Source organism: Flavobacterium humi (genome assembly GCF_004745595.1).
In the GTDB taxonomy this organism is placed as follows: Bacteria; Bacteroidota; Bacteroidia; order Flavobacteriales; family Flavobacteriaceae; genus Flavobacterium; species Flavobacterium humi.
In genome coordinates, this window is record NZ_SRLH01000009.1 from 20,196 (window position 1) to 40,103 (window position 19,908).

The 19,908-nt window shown below is 42.1% G+C and carries 15 protein-coding genes; 9 read left to right on the top strand and 6 right to left on the bottom strand.

Features of this window, described 5'->3' with window-relative positions:
• Positions 1-11 precede the first annotated feature (11 nt).
• The 4 genes from E4635_RS14495 (at position 12) to E4635_RS14510 (ending at position 8,357) form a co-directional block, all read left to right on the top strand.
• Positions 12-1,160, top strand: a complete 1,149-nt coding sequence (locus E4635_RS14495) for an ABC transporter substrate-binding protein (protein ID WP_135527425.1) — start codon at positions 12-14, stop codon at positions 1,158-1,160.
• Positions 1,160-2,095: a methionyl-tRNA formyltransferase gene (locus E4635_RS14500; protein WP_135527426.1), complete on the top strand. Its 936-nt coding sequence runs from the start codon at positions 1,160-1,162 to the stop codon at positions 2,093-2,095. The genes E4635_RS14495 and E4635_RS14500 overlap by 1 nt, the downstream gene beginning before the upstream one ends.
• A 53-nt stretch (positions 2,096-2,148) precedes the next feature.
• A complete protein-coding gene (locus E4635_RS14505; RefSeq protein WP_135527427.1) occupies positions 2,149-7,743 on the top strand; it encodes a T9SS type A sorting domain-containing protein in 5,595 nt (1,864 codons plus the stop codon).
• A 101-nt stretch (positions 7,744-7,844) separates the two neighbouring features.
• A complete protein-coding gene (locus E4635_RS14510) occupies positions 7,845-8,357 on the top strand; it encodes a hypothetical protein (RefSeq protein ID WP_135527428.1) in 513 nt (170 codons plus the stop codon).
• Positions 8,358-8,423: 66 nt separating this feature from the next.
• Here the strand turns inward: E4635_RS14510 and dnaB are convergent, their stop codons facing one another.
• The 5 genes from dnaB to tgt all read right to left on the bottom strand — a co-directional run bounded on the left by dnaB (position 8,424) and on the right by tgt (position 14,366).
• Positions 8,424-9,968, bottom strand: coding sequence for a replicative DNA helicase (dnaB, locus tag E4635_RS14515; protein ID WP_135527429.1), 1,545 nt, complete (start codon positions 9,966-9,968; stop codon positions 8,424-8,426).
• Between the two features lie 153 nt (positions 9,969-10,121).
• Entirely contained in the window at positions 10,122-11,075 is a 954-nt protein-coding gene (locus E4635_RS14520) for an acetyl-CoA carboxylase carboxyltransferase subunit alpha (RefSeq protein ID WP_135527430.1), read from the bottom strand.
• Between the two features lie 139 nt (positions 11,076-11,214).
• Complete coding sequence (locus E4635_RS14525; RefSeq protein WP_135527431.1) at positions 11,215-12,132, bottom strand: DMT family transporter; 918 nt, start codon at positions 12,130-12,132, stop codon at positions 11,215-11,217.
• On the bottom strand, positions 12,119-13,210 hold the full coding sequence (locus E4635_RS14530) for an LptF/LptG family permease (RefSeq protein ID WP_135527432.1): 1,092 nt from the start codon (positions 13,208-13,210) through the stop codon (positions 12,119-12,121). The genes E4635_RS14525 and E4635_RS14530 overlap by 14 nt, the downstream gene beginning before the upstream one ends.
• 25 nt (positions 13,211-13,235) lie before the next feature.
• Entirely contained in the window at positions 13,236-14,366 is a 1,131-nt protein-coding gene (gene tgt / locus E4635_RS14535; protein WP_135527433.1) for a tRNA guanosine(34) transglycosylase Tgt, read from the bottom strand.
• 138 nt (positions 14,367-14,504) lie between these two features.
• Here tgt and E4635_RS14540 point away from each other — a divergent pair, with 138 nt between their 5' ends.
• The 3 genes from E4635_RS14540 to E4635_RS14550 all read left to right on the top strand — a co-directional run bounded on the left by E4635_RS14540 (position 14,505) and on the right by E4635_RS14550 (position 17,352).
• Positions 14,505-15,059 carry a helix-turn-helix domain-containing protein gene (locus E4635_RS14540; RefSeq protein ID WP_135527434.1) on the top strand — a complete coding sequence of 185 codons (555 nt, stop codon included), beginning with the start codon at positions 14,505-14,507 and terminating at the stop codon, positions 15,057-15,059.
• A 48-nt stretch (positions 15,060-15,107) separates the two neighbouring features.
• Positions 15,108-15,557, top strand: a complete 450-nt coding sequence (locus tag E4635_RS14545; protein ID WP_135527435.1) for a response regulator — start codon at positions 15,108-15,110, stop codon at positions 15,555-15,557.
• Between the two features lie 64 nt (positions 15,558-15,621).
• Positions 15,622-17,352 carry a sensor histidine kinase gene (locus E4635_RS14550; protein WP_169630278.1) on the top strand — a complete coding sequence of 577 codons (1,731 nt, stop codon included), beginning with the start codon at positions 15,622-15,624 and terminating at the stop codon, positions 17,350-17,352.
• A 68-nt stretch (positions 17,353-17,420) separates the two neighbouring features.
• Here the strand turns inward: E4635_RS14550 and E4635_RS14555 are convergent, their stop codons facing one another.
• A complete protein-coding gene (locus tag E4635_RS14555; protein ID WP_135527437.1) occupies positions 17,421-17,780 on the bottom strand; it encodes a hypothetical protein in 360 nt (119 codons plus the stop codon).
• A gap of 269 nt (positions 17,781-18,049) precedes the next feature.
• Here E4635_RS14555 and E4635_RS14560 point away from each other — a divergent pair, with 269 nt between their 5' ends.
• A complete protein-coding gene (locus E4635_RS14560; protein ID WP_135527438.1) occupies positions 18,050-18,901 on the top strand; it encodes a transketolase in 852 nt (283 codons plus the stop codon).
• A 43-nt stretch (positions 18,902-18,944) separates the two neighbouring features.
• Positions 18,945-19,898, top strand: coding sequence for a transketolase family protein (locus tag E4635_RS14565; RefSeq protein ID WP_135527439.1), 954 nt, complete (start codon positions 18,945-18,947; stop codon positions 19,896-19,898).
• Positions 19,899-19,908 lie beyond the last annotated feature (10 nt).

Here is a 19,908-nt window from a genome sequence, read left to right on the forward strand (position 1 = left end):
TTTACAATATTATGCAAACAATAGGAATCTTATTAGTTCGCTCCACTTATTATAAAACAATAGGTTTTGACCTGTATGAAGGCTTGCGTTCCGGATTGCAGCAATTGGGGCGGAGTGATATCAGGATTGTTACAGAAAATATAGGTTTTGGCGCTGAAAAACAGCAATGTTACCGAAGTGCTGAAAAACTCTTATTAGAAGAAAATGCCGATATTGTAATTGCTTACATAGGGCACCGTACAGCTCAACTGCTTAGGCCGCTTTTCCTGGCTGCCAACAAAATGCTCATTGTACTGGATGCCGGGGCCAACCTCCCGCAGGAATGGTCTGTAAGCCCAAATGTTTTTTACCATTCACTCCACAATGCACTGGGAGCCTGGCTTTCATCAAAACAAGCAGTGAATGACGGATATAAAAAAGGTGGCATGGTAACCAACTATTATGATGGTGGCTATTTGCAAACTTATAGTTTATCCAAAGGATTTGAAGACGCCGGAGGAACCATTTGCTTTAACCACGCTACAGGCCATATAAAAGAAGAATTTTCGATGGCTCCGTTAAAAAAACACCTGGATGATTTCGAAGATGCTGCAGTATTGACGTTATTCAGCGGTGATTATATGCAATGGCACTTCAAAGAAATAAAAGAACATTTAAATCAGGACACACCTATTTACCTTTCTCCTTTCGGGTTTGAAGAAACCATGTTGGAAGAGGCAATCTATCCAAGCAATAATACCAGAGGAGTTGCGGCTTGGGCCAAATCCATTGACAATGAAGAAAATCGCATATTCATAGAAGCGATAGAAGCCACTGGCAAAACACCTAATTTATTCTCTTTACTAAGTTGGGAAAGTGCGCAAATCGCATTAAAAGCATTGTCACTTTTAAAAGAAAACAAAAATAACATCACTAAAACGGCTGAAGCGTTACATACTTTCGAATTTACAAGCCCAAGAGGGAAAATCACATTTCACGCTAAAACAAATACTTCCGTAAGCCCTATGTATAATGCCCGGATCGTTCCTACAGAAAATGGAATGTGCCAGGTAGAGCTGGATGGTATTATTGATAGCACGACAGAAGAATTTGAAGCCTTAGCTGAACTGGAATTGAATACTGTTACCTCTTCATGGTTTAACAGCTATACCTGTATATAATGGAAGAACAGAAAAAAATACTTGTATTGTGTGGCGGGAAATTTGCATTCAAAGCATTGCAATTGCTGGCGTATGAGAAGTTTTTATGTGGTGTTGGAATTGGTAAAGGAGATGATAGGATTATTGATGCATTGGAACAGGAATCGGAAGAAAACGGAATGTCTTTTAGGTCTTTTCCAGATAAAAAGAGTATGTCTTCCATGAAAGAATGGATTGAAGAAATGCAACCTGATTATATCTTTTCCATTTCTTTTCCATTTCTGATTACGGAAGACATTTTAGCATATGGAACAGAGAAATTCATCAACTTCCACCCTGCGCAATTACCCCAATACAGAGGCCCTATGCCTATTTTTGAAGTATTGAGGAACCAGGAGAAAGAAACAGCAGTGAGTGTTCATTTCATGAATTCAAAATTTGATGAAGGGAATATCATTTTCAAGGATATCGTACCTATAGATACCAATGACACGTATGGCAAGCTTACGGTAAAATTAAGCGAAAGAATGGCACACGTGGTATTGAATACTGCAAATATGGTACAATATGCCAACAAGATCCCAAACACTCCACAAGAGAAAGAAAAGGCGTATTATTTTGAAAAGCCTGATTTTTCAGACACCTACATTCACTGGAAAAGAATGAGCGCACAGGAAATAACGGCTTTAATCAATGCTTGCAACCCATGGAATATTGGTGCTGATGCTACCTTTCAGGGTGAACAGGTGAAAATCATTGCAGCTTCGGTACGGGACGAACCACATAACGGGCTGGCTCCCGGTATGATTGTTTCGATCGCTAAAGACCAAAGTTTAAATGTAGCCTCCTCAGATAACAAACAAATTGCAATTGAAATTATAAGCACAGAGGAAGGGATTATGACTTCCAAACAACTGAATACACAAAAATTTTTAATCGGAACCCAATTCAATTAAACTTATCCAGCGATGGATGGTATCTTTAAAATAATAACTTTAACTAATTACTCATGAGAAAAAAAATTACTTTTTTATTAATCATGTCGTGCCTCTTTTTTATAAGGGGCCATGCCCAGACGCAGTTCTGGAGCGACACTTTTGAAGACACCGGAGCTCCTTCGAGTGGTGTGAGGAATGCGCCGACCGCATTCACGACAAGTGTAGACAGAATTTTCAACCGCACAAATACAGCCGGTGTTTCAATTCAGGGAGGGCCAAGTGGCGGAGCTGTTTATACTGGAATGGAAGGAACTAAATTCTGGGCAGGTGAAGATACCGACAACGGACTTACACCGGTAACAGCAGCCAATGTGCTTAAAACCGTAACCTGGACAGTGAATATCTCCGGGAAATCCGGACTATCATTGAAAGGATTATTTGCGGCTGGAAATTTCTTTGGAAATGCTTATGACGACGGTACAGCTTCTTCTTCATTAGTTGATGATTATATGTCAATACAATACAAGATAGATGGAGGAGCTGTTCAAAATCTGTTGAGTTTTTACCCATTGGCTAATTCTAACAGTAATCTCTACCCTGATGCTGATTTTGATGGTAATGGAGATCCTGCAGCAACTGCCTTGACAAGTGCTTTTACTGAATTCACAGGAACAATTGCTGGAACAGGAACTACTTTGACACTATACATGAACATGTCCATGACCAGTGTTGTTGAAGAAGTGGCAATAGATAATCTTAGATTATTTGAAACACCACCTTGTACGCCTCCGGTGGTTTCCGTAAATCCTCTAAACAAGTCTATCTGCGCAGGGGGCAATACAACTTTCGGAATCACTGCAACCGGTGCAACCGGCTATCAGTGGCAGGTAAATACCGGTAGCGGATTTACAGATTTAACCAATACCTTGCCTTATTCTAATGTTACAACCAATACATTAACGATTACAGGCGCAACAGTTGGAATGAGCGGTTATGCATACCGATGCATTGCTTTAAATCCAACGATTGCTTGTTCTACAAACTCGAATCAAGGAACGTTAACCATATCGAATATCAATACTTCTTCAGCTACACAAACCAATGTGTCTTGTAATGGTGGAAGTAACGGTGTAGCTTCAGTAACTCCTACCGGAGGAATCGCTCCTTATACCTATTCCTGGGCTCCTTCAGGAGGAACAGGTGCAACAGCTACAGGTTTAATGGCAGGAAGCTATACTGTAACTGTGACTGATAATATAGGATGTTCAGCTATTCGTAATTATACTATTACACAACCTCCGGTTTTAAATGGGACAACCGTTGTAACCAATGTTGCTTGTTTCAGTGGAAGTAATGGTGCTATCAACCTGACTCCATCTGGTGGAACTCCACCTTATACTTTCAACTGGGGCGGTGGTGTAACTACAGAAGACAGAACAGGATTGGCAGCCGGAACCTACGCGGTAATTATTACCGATGCTAACTCATGTACAAAAAGTGTAACTGGAATTACAATAACACAACCGGCAGCAGCAGTAAGCGGAACTACAGTAGTTACCAATGTTGCTTGTAATGGTGGAAATACAGGGGCAGTCAACCTTACTCCAACAGGAGGAACAGGTCCTTATACTTTCAACTGGGTTGGTGGTGCTACTACAGAAGACAGAACTGGGCTTGTAGCCGGAAGCTACTCGGTAACGATTACCGATGCTAACGGATGTACCGGAACGGTAGCTGGAATTACAGTGACACAACCAACGTCAATAAGCGGGACAACCGTTGTAACCAATATTGCTTGTAACGGTGGAAATACCGGAGCAATCAACCTTACTCCAACTGGAGGTGTAGGACCTTATACGTTCAACTGGGGTGGTGGTATCACTTCTGAAGACAGAACAGGACTTTCAGCCGGAACATACTCGGTAACTATTACTGATAACAATGGATGTACCGGAACGGTAGCTGGAATTACAGTGACACAACCGGCAGCAGCAGTAAGCGGAACTACAGTAGTTACTAACGTTGCTTGTTTCAGTGGAAATACAGGAGCGATCAACCTTACTCCAACAGGAGGTGTAGGACCGTATACTTTCAACTGGGTTGGCGGTGCTACTACAGAAGACAGAACAGGATTGGCAGCCGGAACATACTCGGTAACCATTACCGATGTTAACGGATGTACAGGAACTGTAGCTGGAATTACAGTTACACAACCTGTAGCAGCAGTAAGCGGAACAACCGTTGTAACCAATGTTTCTTGTTTCAGTGGAAATAATGGAGCAATCAACCTTACTCCAACAGGAGGTGTAGGACCTTATACTTTCAACTGGGTTGGCGGTGCTACTACAGAAGACCGAACAGGTCTTGCAGCCGGAAGCTACTCAGTAACGATTACCGATGCTAACGGATGTACAGGAACGGTAGCTGGAATTACAGTGACACAACCTGCAGCCGCAGTAAGCGGAACAACCGTTGTAACCAATGTTGCTTGTTTCGGAGGGAATACAGGAGCAATCAACCTTACTCCAACAGGAGGTGTAGGACCGTATACTTTCAATTGGGGCGGTGGTATAACTACCGAAGACCGAACAGGATTAGCAACCGGAAGCTACTCGGTAACCATTACCGATGCTAATGGATGTACAGGAACTGTAGCTCCAATTATAGTTACACAACCATCATCAGCAGTAGCCGGAATGACAATAGTTACTAATATTGCTTGTTTTGGAGGAAATACAGGAGTAATCAACCTTACTCCAACAGGAGGTACAGCACCTTATACCTATAACTGGGGCGGTGGTATCACTACAGAAGACAGAACAGGCCTTACAGCCGGGTCTTATTCTGTTACCATCACTGATAGCAACGGATGTACAGGAACGATAGCTGTAATTTCAGTTACGCAACCTGCAGCAGCGTTAAGCGGAACTACAGTAGTTACCAATGTTGCTTGTAACGCTGGTAATACAGGAGCAATCAACCTTACTCCAACAGGAGGTACAGCACCATATACTTATAACTGGGGCGGTGGTATTACTACCGAAGACAGAACAGGGCTTGCAGCGGGAAGTTATTCTGTAACGATTACCGATGATAACGGATGTTCAACAACTGTAGGTCCAATCACAGTTACACAACCGGCAGCAGCAGTAAGCGGAACTACAGTAGTTACCAATGTGGCTTGTAACGGAGTGAATACAGGAGCAATCAACCTTACTCCAACAGGAGGTGTAGGACCTTATACTTTCAACTGGGGTGGTGGTATCACTACCGAAGACAGGACAGGATTGGCGGCCGGAACTTACTCGGTAATTATTACTGATGCGAACGGATGTTCAGGAACTGTTTCTGGAATTACAGTTACGGAACCGACAGCAATAAGCGGAACAACCGTTGTAACTAATATCGCTTGTAACGGAGGGAATAACGGAGCAATCAACCTTACTCCAACAGGAGGTGTAGGACCTTATACTTACAACTGGGGTGGTGGTATCACTACCGAAGACAGAACAGGATTGGCAGCCGGAAGCTACTCTGTAATTATTACTGATGCGAACGGATGTACAGGAACTGTAGCTGGAATTTCAGTTACACAACCTGCATCAGCTTTAAGCGCTACAGGAGCATCTCAAACCAATGTATCTTGCAACAGCGGAGCAAATGGTTCTGCTACTGTACTGGCAAGTGGAGGAACGGCTCCTTATACTTATTCATGGGCTCCATCCGGAGGAACAGCAGCTACTGCTTCTGGTTTATCGGCTGGAACATATACAGTAACTGTTACAGATGCTAACGGATGTACTGATAGCAATTCTTTTACACTTACAGAACCAACAGCAATTGCTGCAACAACTTCACAAACCAATGTGTCTTGTAACGGTGGCGCTAACGGAACTGCTACAGTAAACGTTACAGGCGGAACTCCGGGTTATACTTATTCTTGGATTCCTTTCGGTGGAACTGGTGCTTCAGCAACTGGTTTATCCGCAGGAAGCTATACTGTAATAATTACAGATGCTAATAATTGTACTAGTACACAAAACTTTGTAATTACTGAACCAAATGCTTTAGTAGCATCTGGCGCAGCACAAACCAATGTGTCTTGCAACGGTAATGCAAACGGATCTGCTACAGTAAGTGTTACTGGTGGAACTCCAGGATACACATATTCTTGGGCTCCTACTGGAGGAACAGCTGCTACGGCTTCAGGTTTATTGGCTGGAACATATACAGTAACTGTTACAGATGCTAACGGATGTATCGATACTGAAACTTTCACTATTACTGAACCAAATGCTTTAGTGGTAACTCCTGCAGCACAAACCAATATTGCCTGTAACGGTGGTACTACCGGATCTGCTACAGTAAGCGTTTCTGATGGAACTCCTGGATATACCTATTCTTGGGCTCCTTCTGGAGGAACAGCGGCTACGGCTTCTGGTTTAGCGGCCGGAACGTATACGGTAACTGTTACAGATGCGAACGGTTGTACAGGTTCGCAAAGTTTTACAATCACTCAACCTAATGCTTTAGTGGTAACTCCTGCAGCTCAAACCAATGTTGCTTGCAACAGTGGTACTAACGGATCTGCTACAGTAAGTGTTGCCGGCGGGACTCCTGGATATACCTATTCTTGGGCTCCTTCAGGAGGAACAGCTGCTACAGCTACCGGCTTAACAGCTGGAACGTATACGGTAACTGTTACGGATGCTAACGGATGTTCTGATACTGAAATCTTTACTATTACCGAACCAACTGCTTTAGTGGCATCTGGTGCGGCACAAACTAACGTGTCTTGCAACAGTGGTGCGACAGGTTCTGCTACAGTAAGTGTTACCGGTGGAACTCCAGGATATACGTATTCTTGGGCTCCTACTGGAGGAACGGCTGCTACGGCTTCAGGCTTAACAGCTGGAACGTATACAGTAACCGTTACAGATGCTAACGGATGTTCTGATACTGAAATCTTTACTATTACTGAACCAACAGCAATCTCTGTAACACCAAGCCAGACAAATGCGACTTGTAACGGTGATACTAACGGATCTGCTACAGTAAGCGTTTCCGGCGGAACTCCAGGTTATACTTATTCTTGGGCTCCTTCAGGAGGAACAGCTGCTACAGCTTCAGGTTTAGCTGCTGGTACGTATACGGTAACTATTACAGATGCTAACGGATGTTTCACAACTGAAACTATTACCATCACTGAACCATCAGTTCTTGATCCTTCAGTTACTTTGGTTGGAAATACTTTCACGGCCAATCAGGCTGGTGCAACATACCAATGGTTCGAATGTCCTAACACTCCAGTTGTTGGAGCGACAAGCCAGACATTTACACCTGCTACTAGTGGTTCTTACGGAGTTGTAATTACTATGGGTGCTTGTACTGTAACATCAGGATGTACATTAGGAAACGAAGAATTTGAAGCGAATCAAAGCTTCATGCTTTACCCTAATCCAAGTAAGGATATCGTAAATATCAAATCTAGTTTCGATGGTGAATTTGCAGTGATCAACCAATTAGGGCAAACTGTAAGAACATTCAAGGTTATTGCCAATAGTGTGAACACAATAAACTTAGACAGCCTGGCTGAAGGAGTATATTTCATACGCGGTGAGAACCAAACTAAGATTAAAACTCAACGATTGATTATTAAAAAATAATTAAATCTGAAAAGTCTTACAAAGAGGCTGTCTTTTGCGACAGCCTCTTTCTTATTTTTAAAAAATTTCTAATATTTGTATAATCACTAACAAAGAAACACATGGAGAGAAGATTATTTGTAAAGAATACTACCCTTTTAACTTCAGGGATTTTAGCCTTGTCAGGATCAAGCCTGTATGCTTCAAATGAAGAAAAGAAATCGAATATTATTGATTTGTCGCCTGTTTCAACATCAAAAAACACATTGCTCCTTAAAGGGATGATTTTAGATGCTGCTACATTTCAAAAAATCGATGTTCAAAAAATTGATGTTCAGGTAAAACGGAACAGGTTCTTTGCAACAAAACAATCTATTGAGAATGTAAACGGTTCATATGCTATCCTTTCCGGATTTACAAATAACGGTAAGGTTTATGAGAAAATGAACATACGTATAACCGCCAACGGATACAAACCATACGAAGGATGTGTATACCTGACCAAAGACGGTTGCCATGTGCATAGCGAAGAGTGGGCTTATAATCCTGCATTCAAACCTGAATATTGCCCAAAAAACAATACGGAAGGCAATCAGACACTATCGGAATTCAATTTCCACCTGGTGAAATTATAAAAAATCCCAAGGGATTTAAATAGAAAAGGCTCCTTAATCGGAGCCTTTTTTGTTTTTGCAGTATTCTTAAAACGGGACATCGCTGTCGTCGTCAAAATTATTCAGGTTACTTCCAAAAGCTTCATTGGCCGAAGGAAGGTTTTTGGTTATAAAAGGATTGTCGTCCAAATTCATTTTGGAAGGCAAATCGTCATATCCGGCGCTGTAGTCATCTAAATTGTCAAACTTACCAAACTGTCCGATAAATTTCAAACGAACGTTTTCCAAACTACCGTTACGGTGTTTTGCAATAATAAATTCAGCCTGGCCTTGTGTTGGCGAATGCTCATCGTCATCCCACTCGTCAATTTTATAATATTCGGGACGGTAAATAAATGACACAATATCCGCATCCTGCTCAATCGCCCCAGATTCACGGAGGTCGGAAAGCAACGGCCTTTTGCTGGCACCACGGGTCTCTACGGCACGCGATAGCTGGGATAGTGCAATTACCGGCACATCCAGTTCTTTTGCAAGGGCTTTCAAGTTCCTGGAAATCGTCGAAATTTCCTGCTCACGGTTCCCGCCGCCTTTACCGCCGCCACCCGCTGTCATCAATTGGAGGTAATCTACAATAATAATCTTGATGTCATGTTGGGATTTTAGCCTTCTGGCTTTGGCACGCAAATCGAAAATAGAAAGCGAAGGCGTATCATCAATAAACAAAGGGGCCTTTTCCAAGTCCTTAACCTTAACACTCAATTGTTCCCATTCGTGCTTTTCCAGTTTTCCGGTTCGTAATTTTTCGGATGACAAACTTGTTTCGGATGAAATCAAACGCGTTATCAGCTGTACAGAGGACATCTCCAGCGAAAACAGAGCCACCGCATGGTTTGTACTGATCGCGATATTTCGGGCCATAGAAAGTACAAAAGCCGTTTTACCCATACCAGGACGGGCAGCGATAATAATCAAATCGGAAGGTTGCCATCCGGAAGTAATTTTATCCAACATTTCAAAACCGGTAGCGATACCGCTCAATCCTTCTTTTCCGGCAATTTCCTCAATACGTTTTTTAGCCTGGATAACCAAACTTTGCGCCGTTTCGGAGCTACGCTTGATATTCCCTTGGGTTACTTCATATAATTTGGATTCGGCCTTGTCCAGCAAATCGAAAACATCGGTGGTTTCGTCGTACGATTCTTCAATGATTTCGGATGAAATCTTGATCAGGCTTCGCTGGATGTATTTCTGCAGGATAATCCTGGAGTGAAATTCGATATGCGCCGAAGAAGATATTTTTTGCGTCAGCTGGATCAGGTAAAAATCACCACCGGCCAGCTCCAGTTTTGCCATTTTTTTCAACTGGGCAGAAACTGTTAATAAGTCAATCGGCTGCGAATCGTTAAATAAAGTCACGATCGCCTCAAAAATATACTTGTGCCCTTCTTTATAAAAAGCATCCGGCTGCAGGATGTCAATTACTTCATCAACCCCCTTTTTATCAATCATCATCGCACCGAGCACGGCCTCTTCCAAATCGAGTACCTGTGGCGGCAATTTCCCTTTTTCAAGGTTTATAATAGTAGTTTTATCTACTCTTACAGGGTTAACGTTTCTGAGGTTTTCCATATGGCGAAGTTAGTTCTATTTCTAAATAAATTGAAAGAAAAACAATCATTAAAATGTTAATAAGCTCTGTTGACAACTTATATTTTGTGTTGATAACCAAAAAAAAATCCGAAACTGTAATGGTTTCGGATTCTTATAGTTTTTGTAAGAAAATTACTCCTTGAAGTGTCCCATTTTACTGTACTTATCCATTCTCTGCTCTATTAAATCGGCTGTTGATAAATTTTTCAGTTCATCAAAACCTTTTAATACATATTCTTTAACAGATTTGAAAGCAGTAGCCTTATCGTAATGCGCTCCACCCAATGGTTCCGGAATGACTCCATCTACCAAATTTTGCTCGGCCATATCTTTTGAGGTCAGTTTCAATGCTTCTGCAGCTTGTTCTTTGTGTGCCCAGCTTCTCCATAAGATAGAAGAGCAATTCTCAGGCGAGATTACAGAATACCAGGAATTTTCCATCATATACACTCTGTCTCCAACACCAATCCCCAAAGCGCCTCCCGAAGCTCCTTCTCCTACGATAACCGTAATGATAGGCACTTTTAAGCGGATCATTTCAAAGATATTACGGGCGATGGCTTCTCCCTGCCCTCTTTCTTCAGCTTCAAGTCCAGGATATGCTCCCGGGGTATCCACCAAAGTCAAAACAGGAATCCCGAATTTTTCGGCCATTTTCATCAAACGCAGTGCTTTGCGGTATCCTTCAGGATTGGCCATACCGAAATTACGGTACTGGCGCATTTTAGTATTGATCCCTTTTTGCTGGCCAACAATCATAAACGATTGCCCGCCTATTTTGCCCAAGCCGCCAACCATGGCTTTGTCATCTTTAAAATTCCTGTCCCCGAACAATTCCAAAAAAGTATTGTCGGTCAGGTTAGCGATATGCTCCAAAGTATAAGGACGGTTAGGATGACGCGACAACTGGACTCTTTGCCAGGCCGTCAGGTTCTTATAGATATCTTTTTTGGTCGCTTCTAATTTTTGCTGGATCTGCTCGCAGGTTGCCGTTACATCAACGTCTGATTCCTGTCCGATCACCTGGCATTTGTCCAACTGATCTTCAAGTTCTTTAATAGGTAATTCAAAATCTAAATATTCCATAAGATTTTTGTGTTTTAGTACTAAATTGAATCAACAAAGATAAAATTTTCAATTGAGTTTGAAAGTATAATTTGATATAATGTTCTTTTTAAAGCTTTCCGGGATGTAGCCCATTAAATTTCAAATTGTTACGGTTGCTTTATTTCTTCCTGTTCTTCAAAACGCCGTTCAGGATAACTGTCGATAAAATAATCAAAGCACCAATATAAAACTGGGCGCTCATCTTTTCCTTATCGCTGAAAACAACCAACGCCAGGAGGATTCCGTAAATAGGCTCCATATTAATTGTAAGCATGACCGTATATGGGCTTAGGTATTTCATCACGCCAACCGAGGCGATAAAAGCATAGGCCGTACAAACCGAACTCAAAATCAAGAGCCATTTCAGGTCATTGAACGACAAATGGAAAAAAGAAGCGGTAAAACTTTGGGTAAAAACCATAAAAACGCTCAAAAACAGAACTCCTCCCACGATTTCGTAAAAAGAAATAACCGTAGGATCGTATTTGTTGGCAAATTTTCCGTTAATAATCGAAAAAGAAGCCGACAGGAAAGCAGACGAAAGTGCCAGTAAAACCCCTTTCATGGTTCCGGAGAGATTGGAGGAAATGCTTTTCTGGAAAAAATCCTGTTCTGTGGAATTGATGACAAAATACAATCCGGCCAAAACGATCAATCCGAAGAATATCTCATACCAAACCATCTTTTTCTTATAAAAAATCGGCTCGAGTATAGAGGTAAAAAAAGCACCTGTAGACAAGCAGGCCAATGTAATGGAGATATTTGATTCCTTAATGGCCTTAAAGAAAGTGAGCCAATGCATGGCAATGACCAAACCGGCTACCAGGAAAATCATTATGGTACGCGGAGGAAGCCTGAGCGGGATTTTCTTGAAAAACATATACAGGTAAATAAACCCGACCGCAAAAACCATACGGTACCAGACCAGCGGCAAGGCCTCTAAAGTAATCAGGGCTCCTAAAACAGCGGTAAACCCCCAAATAAATACAATTAAATGAAGGTGCAGGTAACTGTTGAGTTTTTTATCGTTTGGCATTTCGAAGCAGGTAAAAGGCCAGGGCCCCATAAATGATATTCGGGGTCCAAACCGCAATTATAGGGTTTATCGAGGATTTTTCAGCCAGAGTACCGAAAATCTTATCCAGGAAAACATAACTGAAGGCCAGCGCGATCCCTATGGCAAGATTGATTCCCATCCCGCCGCGGCGTTTCATAGAAGAAACCGCTACAGCAATTATCGTCAGGATAAAAGCTGAAATCGGGATACTGTATTTTCTGTATTTAACAACAAGGTAACGGTTGATGTTGGATGAGCCTCTTTTCCTTTCCTTTTCAATGAATTTGTTTAATTCGGTAAGGTTCAATGTTTCGGCAATATAAATGACCGGCGTCAGGTCATCCAGCTCGAACTTGAATTTCATCTTTTTGGTATTCTCGGTCTCGATCTTATCGTTCAATTCCCCAATAGTCCTTTTGTTGTAGCCTAATAAAGTATAGGTGCTGTCTTTTGGTTCCCATTGGATGGATGTGGCCGAGATTTTATAGATCAGGCGTTCCCCGTCGAATTTTTCAAAAACGAAATTATACCCGGTTTTAGCAGCCTGGTTAAAATTGCTTACAAAAATAAACTCGGTATCACTGATCTGGCGGTAAACATCTTCGGTTTCCCGCATTTCGTTCCTTCCGTTACCAATCAGATACATATACCGGAAAGTCTTGAACCCTTCACTGGCTTTGGGCACCAGGAAAAAACCCATCAGCAAAGCAAACAACGATACTATCGAAGCACCTATGATATAAGGCCGCAAGAACCTCCTGAAGGAAATCCCGGAACTCAAAATAGCTATGATTTCCGTATTGTTGGCCAGTTTGGATGTAAACCAGATAATGGATAAAAACAGGAAAATAGGAAATAGTAAATTGGCAAAATAGATGATAAAATCCAAATAGTAAGAGGCAACCTTTACAAACGGCACTTTGTTTTCGAGGATCTTATTGATTTTTTCCGAAACGTCAACAATAATCCCTACAGGAATAAACAAAAGCAGCATCACCGAAAAAGTAGAAAGGTACCTTTTGAGGATATATTTATCTATAATGGTCAATTTCTTCATGAAAATCTGAATCTATACTTTAGGATTACAACCTTTGGCTCATCTGTTTTACCATTTTTTCCTTCCATTCACGGAAATCTCCCGCTAAGATATGCTTTCTGGCCTCACGAACCAACCACATATAAAACCCTAAGTTATGAATGGTCGCAATTTGTTTCCCCAAATATTCATTGGCGGCGAACAAATGGCGCAAATAGGCTTTTGTATATTCGGTATCTACATAGGTATGCCCCATTTCATCAATCGGTGAAAAATCGGCTTCCCATTTTTTGTTTTTGATATTGATGGTACCATAGGCCGTAAAAAGCATCCCGTTCCGGGCGTTACGTGTAGGCATGACACAATCGAACATATCGATTCCCAAGGCTATATTTTCCAAGATATTGATCGGCGTTCCTACACCCATAAGGTAACGGGGCTTGTCTTCCGGCAAAATAGCGGTCACCACTTCGGTCATCGCATACATTTCTTCCGCAGGTTCCCCTACCGAAAGCCCTCCGATAGCATTACCCTGCGCTCCGGCATTGGCAATATATTCTGCAGATTGCTCGCGCAGATCTTTATAAGTACTTCCCTGTACAATCGGGAAAAAAGTCTGTTCGTAACCATATTTTACAGGAACTTTCTCCAAATGCGAAATGCATCGGTCCAGCCAGCGGTGCGTCATGTGCATAGAACGTTTGGCATAGCGGTAATCACAAGGGTAAGGCGTACATTCGTCAAAAGCCATGATGATATCGGCACCAATGGTACGCTGGATTTCCATTACACTTTCAGGAGAGAAAAAATGGAACGACCCATCGATATGGGATTTGAACTTCACTCCTTCTTCCTTGATTTTCCTGTTGGACGAAAGCGAATACACCTGGTATCCTCCGGAATCCGTCAGGATATTACGGTCCCAATTCATGAATTTATGCAACCCTCCTGCTTTTTCCAGGATTTCGGTTTGCGGCCGTAAATACAAATGATACGTGTTTCCAAGGATAATATCCGGATTGATATCGTTTTTTAATTCTCTCTGGTGCACTCCTTTTACAGAAGCAACTGTTCCCACAGGCATAAAAATAGGGGTTTCGATCACACCGTGGTCAGTAGTGATACTTCCTGCCCTGGCCTTTGTTTGCGGGTCTTTTAGTAATAAATCAAACTTCATATAAGCGTTTTTCTTCCGAACATTCGGGAGGCAAAGATAAGTTATTTAAAATTTAAGGCACTTCAGAAGCTTAGAAATTTAACACCCAATCAATTGTTAATTTCAGCAAACTATTCCTATATTTATAAGAAAAAAAATATGAGGCTTTTTCTAAAACTTGATATCAACAGTATTTGCAAAACAATTATCCAGGAACAATGCGAAAAATTAGCGCTGGAATATGAAATATTGGGATTTGGGGAAGTGAATATCAAAAGTGCGGTGTCCGATGCGAAGTTACAGGAACTTTCCGAAAAACTCGCCGTATACGGCATCCAGATCATCGAAAACCAAAAAAGCATCCTGATCCAGAAAATAAAGGATACCATTGTTGAAATGGTTTTTTCCGACATTGACACTACCTTAAAGAGTTCGGTGTACCTGGCTGAAAAGCTCAACCACAGTTACGGTTACATCTCGAACCTTTTTTCGGAAGTCACGTATACGTCGATCGAAAATTATATCATCATCCAGAAAATCGAAAGGGTAAAACAGCTTTTGCTCATCAACGAACTGACCCTCACGGAAATCGCCTACAAACTCAATTATTCGAGTGTGGCCCATTTGAGTACGCAATTTAAGAACATAACCGGCCTGACACCTTCCGCTTTTCAGAGGATAATCGGAAAAAGGCGCAATAATATTGAGATTTAAAAGTTATCTTTAACAAACTTTTCAAAAACAATTTTGAAGCCCGACTTTATGCAAACAAACACTATTTATATATTATTGGCGGATGACGACGAAGATGACCGCACTTTTTTCAGGGATGCTTTCGCCGAAATAAAAATCAATGCAAACGTAAATGTCGTACATGACGGGGAAGAACTCATGTCTTACCTGAAAAGGACTGACATTATCCTGCCGCATATACTTTTCCTGGACTTGAACATGCCGCGCAAAAACGGATTGGAATGCCTGGCGGAAATTAAGCAGCTCGAGCATTTGAACGATATGGCCGTTGCCATTTATTCTACTTCTGCCAGCGAAAAAGACATTGAGGAATCCTTTGTCAGGGGAGCCAATATCTATATCAAGAAACCCAACGATTTTGACTCGCTCATCAAAACGCTCAACATTGCCACGACCATCAATTGGCAATACCATACGGACAGCCTGAACAAGGATACTTTTTTATTGCGTATCGAATAGCAAAGACAGAAAAATGAGGATTAAGGATTTTGTTTTCTCCAGCCCTTTTCTTAAAGTTCTATTTGTGAGCCTTATCTTCCTGTTGCTGTTCCTGTCGTCTATTATATACAAAAACACCCTGCAGGTCTCCAATTCTACCAAATGGGTCGTTCATTCCTATAAAGTACACCTGGCACTGGACCGTTTGATGCTTACCTTAAAGGACGCGGAAACAGGCCAGCGCGGTTTCATCATGACCCATGACAAAAATTACCTGAAGCCGTACCTGGGTTCCAAAATAAAGGTCAGAAGCACTTTAGCTCAATTAAAATGGCTTTCTTCCGACAATACCGAACAAGAAAAAAACATAGAAAAACTCGAGGAAATGGTTGAGCTCCGGTTTGGGTACCTGCGGTATTCGATGTACCAGGATTCGCTTGGATCCATGAACAAGCAGAATTTAAAGGAAAGCCTGGACACCGGAAGGAACCTAATGGATACCATTGAGGTACACGCCAATAAAATGATTGCCCTGGAACAGTATTACCTGGAAAAACGCAACGAGAATTACGTGAGCAAGACAACAGTCACGCCATTGCTGATTTTGTTGATTGTGTTATTCTCGTTAGCCATTTTTAGCATGGCCTACTTCAAAATCAATAAGGATTTATCGGTTATGGAGGAAACCAACAGGCAATTGATGATTACCAATGAATCGAACCGCCAGGCGGAAAAAATAGGCGGTTTTTGCACCTGGACCTGGGATTTGAAAACGGGAGAATTGAAATATTCCGACAATTTATACGAGCTTTTGGGTTGCGAACCGCAATCCTTTAAACCCACACGAAAAAGTTTCACCGCTTTTATCCATCCGGAAGACCGCCAGAAAATTACTGAAGAAGCTGCGGCACTCTTAATCGAAAACAAACAATTGATCCAGCATTTCAGGGTTATCAGGAAAGATGGCGCAATCCGTCATTTCAAATCCATTGCCCGGACCATCGACCATAAGGACAAAAGGACGGTTATCGGGATCATGAACGACATTACCGATCAGAATGAGGCGAATTTTGCCATAGAGCAGCGGAATTTCGAACTGGAACAAATTAATGGGGAACTCGAGTCTTTCAATCATGTGACCAGCCACGATTTGCAGGAACCTTTGCGGAAAATACAAACATTCATTTCCAGGATATCCTCAAACGACATGGATTCGATGTCGGAAACCGGCCGGGAATATATTGGCAAAATCCTGTCGGCAGCCACCAAAATGCGCACGCTGATTGATGATTTGCTTTTATTTTCAAGGACCAATAAAGCCGATAAAATATTTGAAAAGGCCGACTTGAACGAATTGTTCCAAAACAGCTTGCAGGAACTCGCACAAGCCATACAGGAGAAGAAAGCCACTGTAACGGCTGATCCGTTGCCTGAGTTGCAGGTTATTCCGTATCAAATCCAGCAATTATTCACCAATCTGATTTCCAATTCTTTAAAATACAGCAGGCCTGATATAAATCCGGCAATTACCATCCGGAGCGAGAAAATTTCCATATCGCAAATGGCGCCTTCAGAAGCCAAGCCTGATAAGATATTTTACCAGATTTCGGTTTCGGACAACGGCATGGGCTTCGATCCGCAGTTTTCGGAATCCATATTTACCTTATTCCAGCGGCTGCATTCCTCTTCTGAATTCCCCGGAACCGGAATAGGACTGGCCATCTGCAAGAAAATTATCGAGAACCACAAAGGCACCATCAAAGCGCAAGGGCGTCTTAATGAAGGAGCCGTTTTTACTTTTTTCCTTCCGGAATAAAACACAAAAAGGAAAGGCATAGGACACCATTTCCTTTTTTGCAACAATCATTGTCAGGGTATTAAAACCTACAAATCGCAATTACCCGGATGGGCAGGGCGGTCATCCTCCGGAATGCCGTCATCGCCGTTATCCTTTGGAATATCCCTCTGGGAATCGTTGGCAGAGGGCTGTCTTTCGGGCTTGTCTTCTTTATTTTCATTTTCCTTTTCTGAATTGTCATTCGATGTCAAATAATTATTGTCTTCCTTTCTTTCAAAATCATCCTCGTGCCTTTTATTCACTGAACTTTCATCTGTATTTCCATAAGGCAGCGGAATAAGATCCTGGTCATTGTCCTGTTCAGGCCCGCTGAAATCCGAACCTTCTTCCCGGCGTCTGTCGGCACGGTTGCCTTCACCGGTATTGGCATACTTCCTGTTTTCCATCGTTTCTTTTTTAGGGATTACTGTTCATTAGCTCCAAATACCCAAGTGGTATCTGGCACTTTAAAGGTAAAAAGGATCGCGGCATCCATTATTATACGATTTCGTTCCATACTTACATAATTGTGGGTTGAGTCAAAATCAGCACAATAAGTAACGGAAAAGCATTTTTCTACAGAAGTCCTGCAAATTTCTAAAAATCCGATAATCGAATACCTTAAAAAATCCAATTATCTGATTATCTTTGCGGAAGTTTAACTTTTACACATAAAATGAAGCCTAACACACAACAATTGAAAGATTTAACGATTCAGGTAAGAAGAGATATTCTTCGAATGGTACATGCCGTAAATTCAGGACATCCGGGAGGTTCTTTGGGTTGCACCGAATTTTTCGTAGCCTTATACCAAAATTTGATGGACCGCAAACCCGGTTTCGATATGGACGGAATAGGTGAAGATATTTTCTTCCTTTCCAACGGGCACATCTCCCCTGTATTTTACAGCGTTTTAGCAAGAAGCGGCTATTTTCCGGTAAAAGAACTGGCTACTTTCCGAAAACTGGACTCCAGGTTACAAGGACACCCTACCACACACGAAGGATTGCCTGGCGTACGAATCGCTTCCGGTTCTCTCGGACAGGGATTATCTGTAAGTATCGGTGCTGCACAAGCCAAAAAACTAAACAACTGCAACCACCTGGTTTACACACTTATGGGTGACGGGGAATTACAGGAAGGACAAAACTGGGAGGCAATCATGTATGCTTCTGCGAAAAAAGTAGACAACCTTATCGCTACTATAGATTTGAATGGTAAGCAAATTGACGGGACTACCGATGAAGTTTTGGCTATGGGAAGCGTTCGTGCCAAATTCGAAGCTTTTGACTGGGATGTGATTGACATCAAGGAAGGAAACGATATCGAGGCTATTATTGCCGGAATGACCGAAGCCAAATCAAGAACCGGAAAAGGGAAACCTGTTTGTGTTTTATTGCACACGGAAATGGGTAATGGCGTAGATTACATGATGTATTCACACGCTTGGCACGGTAAGGCACCTAACGATGACCAGTTAGCGGCGGCCTTGAGCCAAAACTATTCTCCGGACGAGCAGGATTACTAAAATCAAAGATGAATAAACGCATCGCAATCTTTTAAATTCAATAATGAAAAAATATACAAACACAGGAAGTAAAGATACCCGTTCAGGTTTTGGAGCGGGAATGACAGAATTAGGCCAGAAAAATGAAAACGTAGTAGCGCTTTGCGCAGACCTTATCGGTTCATTGAAATTTGACGAATTCAAAAAAAACCACCCGGAACGTTTTTTCCAGATCGGAATTGCTGAAGCCAATATGATCGGGATCGCGGCCGGATTGACTATTGGCGGGAAAATCCCTTTTACAGGGACATTTGCAAATTTCTCCACCGGAAGGGTGTATGACCAAATCCGTCAATCAGTGGCATATTCAGACAAAAATGTAAAAATATGTGCATCCCACGCCGGACTTACTTTAGGGGAAGACGGAGCAACACACCAAATCCTGGAAGATATAGGTTTGATGAAAATGTTACCGGGAATGACCGTGATCAACACCTGCGATTACAACCAGACCAAAGCGGCAACATTGGCACTGGCCGATCACCATGGCCCGGCCTATCTCCGTTTCGGACGTCCGGTAGTGCCTAACTTCACTCCTGCCGACGAACCGTTCGTGATTGGAAAAGCCATCCTATTAAACGAAGGGACTGATGTAACCATTGTCGCTACAGGGCATTTGGTTTGGGAAGCATTGATCGCTGCCGAAGCATTGGAAGCCAAAGGTATTTCTGCGGAAGTAATCAACATCCATACCATCAAGCCGCTTGATGATGAAGCTATTTTAAAATCAGTAGCCAAAACTGGCTGTATCGTTACTGCCGAAGAACACAACATCCTTGGAGGACTAGGGGAAAGCGTAGCCAGGGTATTGGCACTGCACAACCCAAAACCACAGGAATTCGTGGCGGTTAATGACAGCTTCGGTGAATCCGGGACTCCTGAACAGCTTATGGAAAAATACAAACTCAACCACCAGGCTATCGAGCAGGCTGTTGAAAGAGTTATCAAAAGAAAATAGCCTTTTTTCT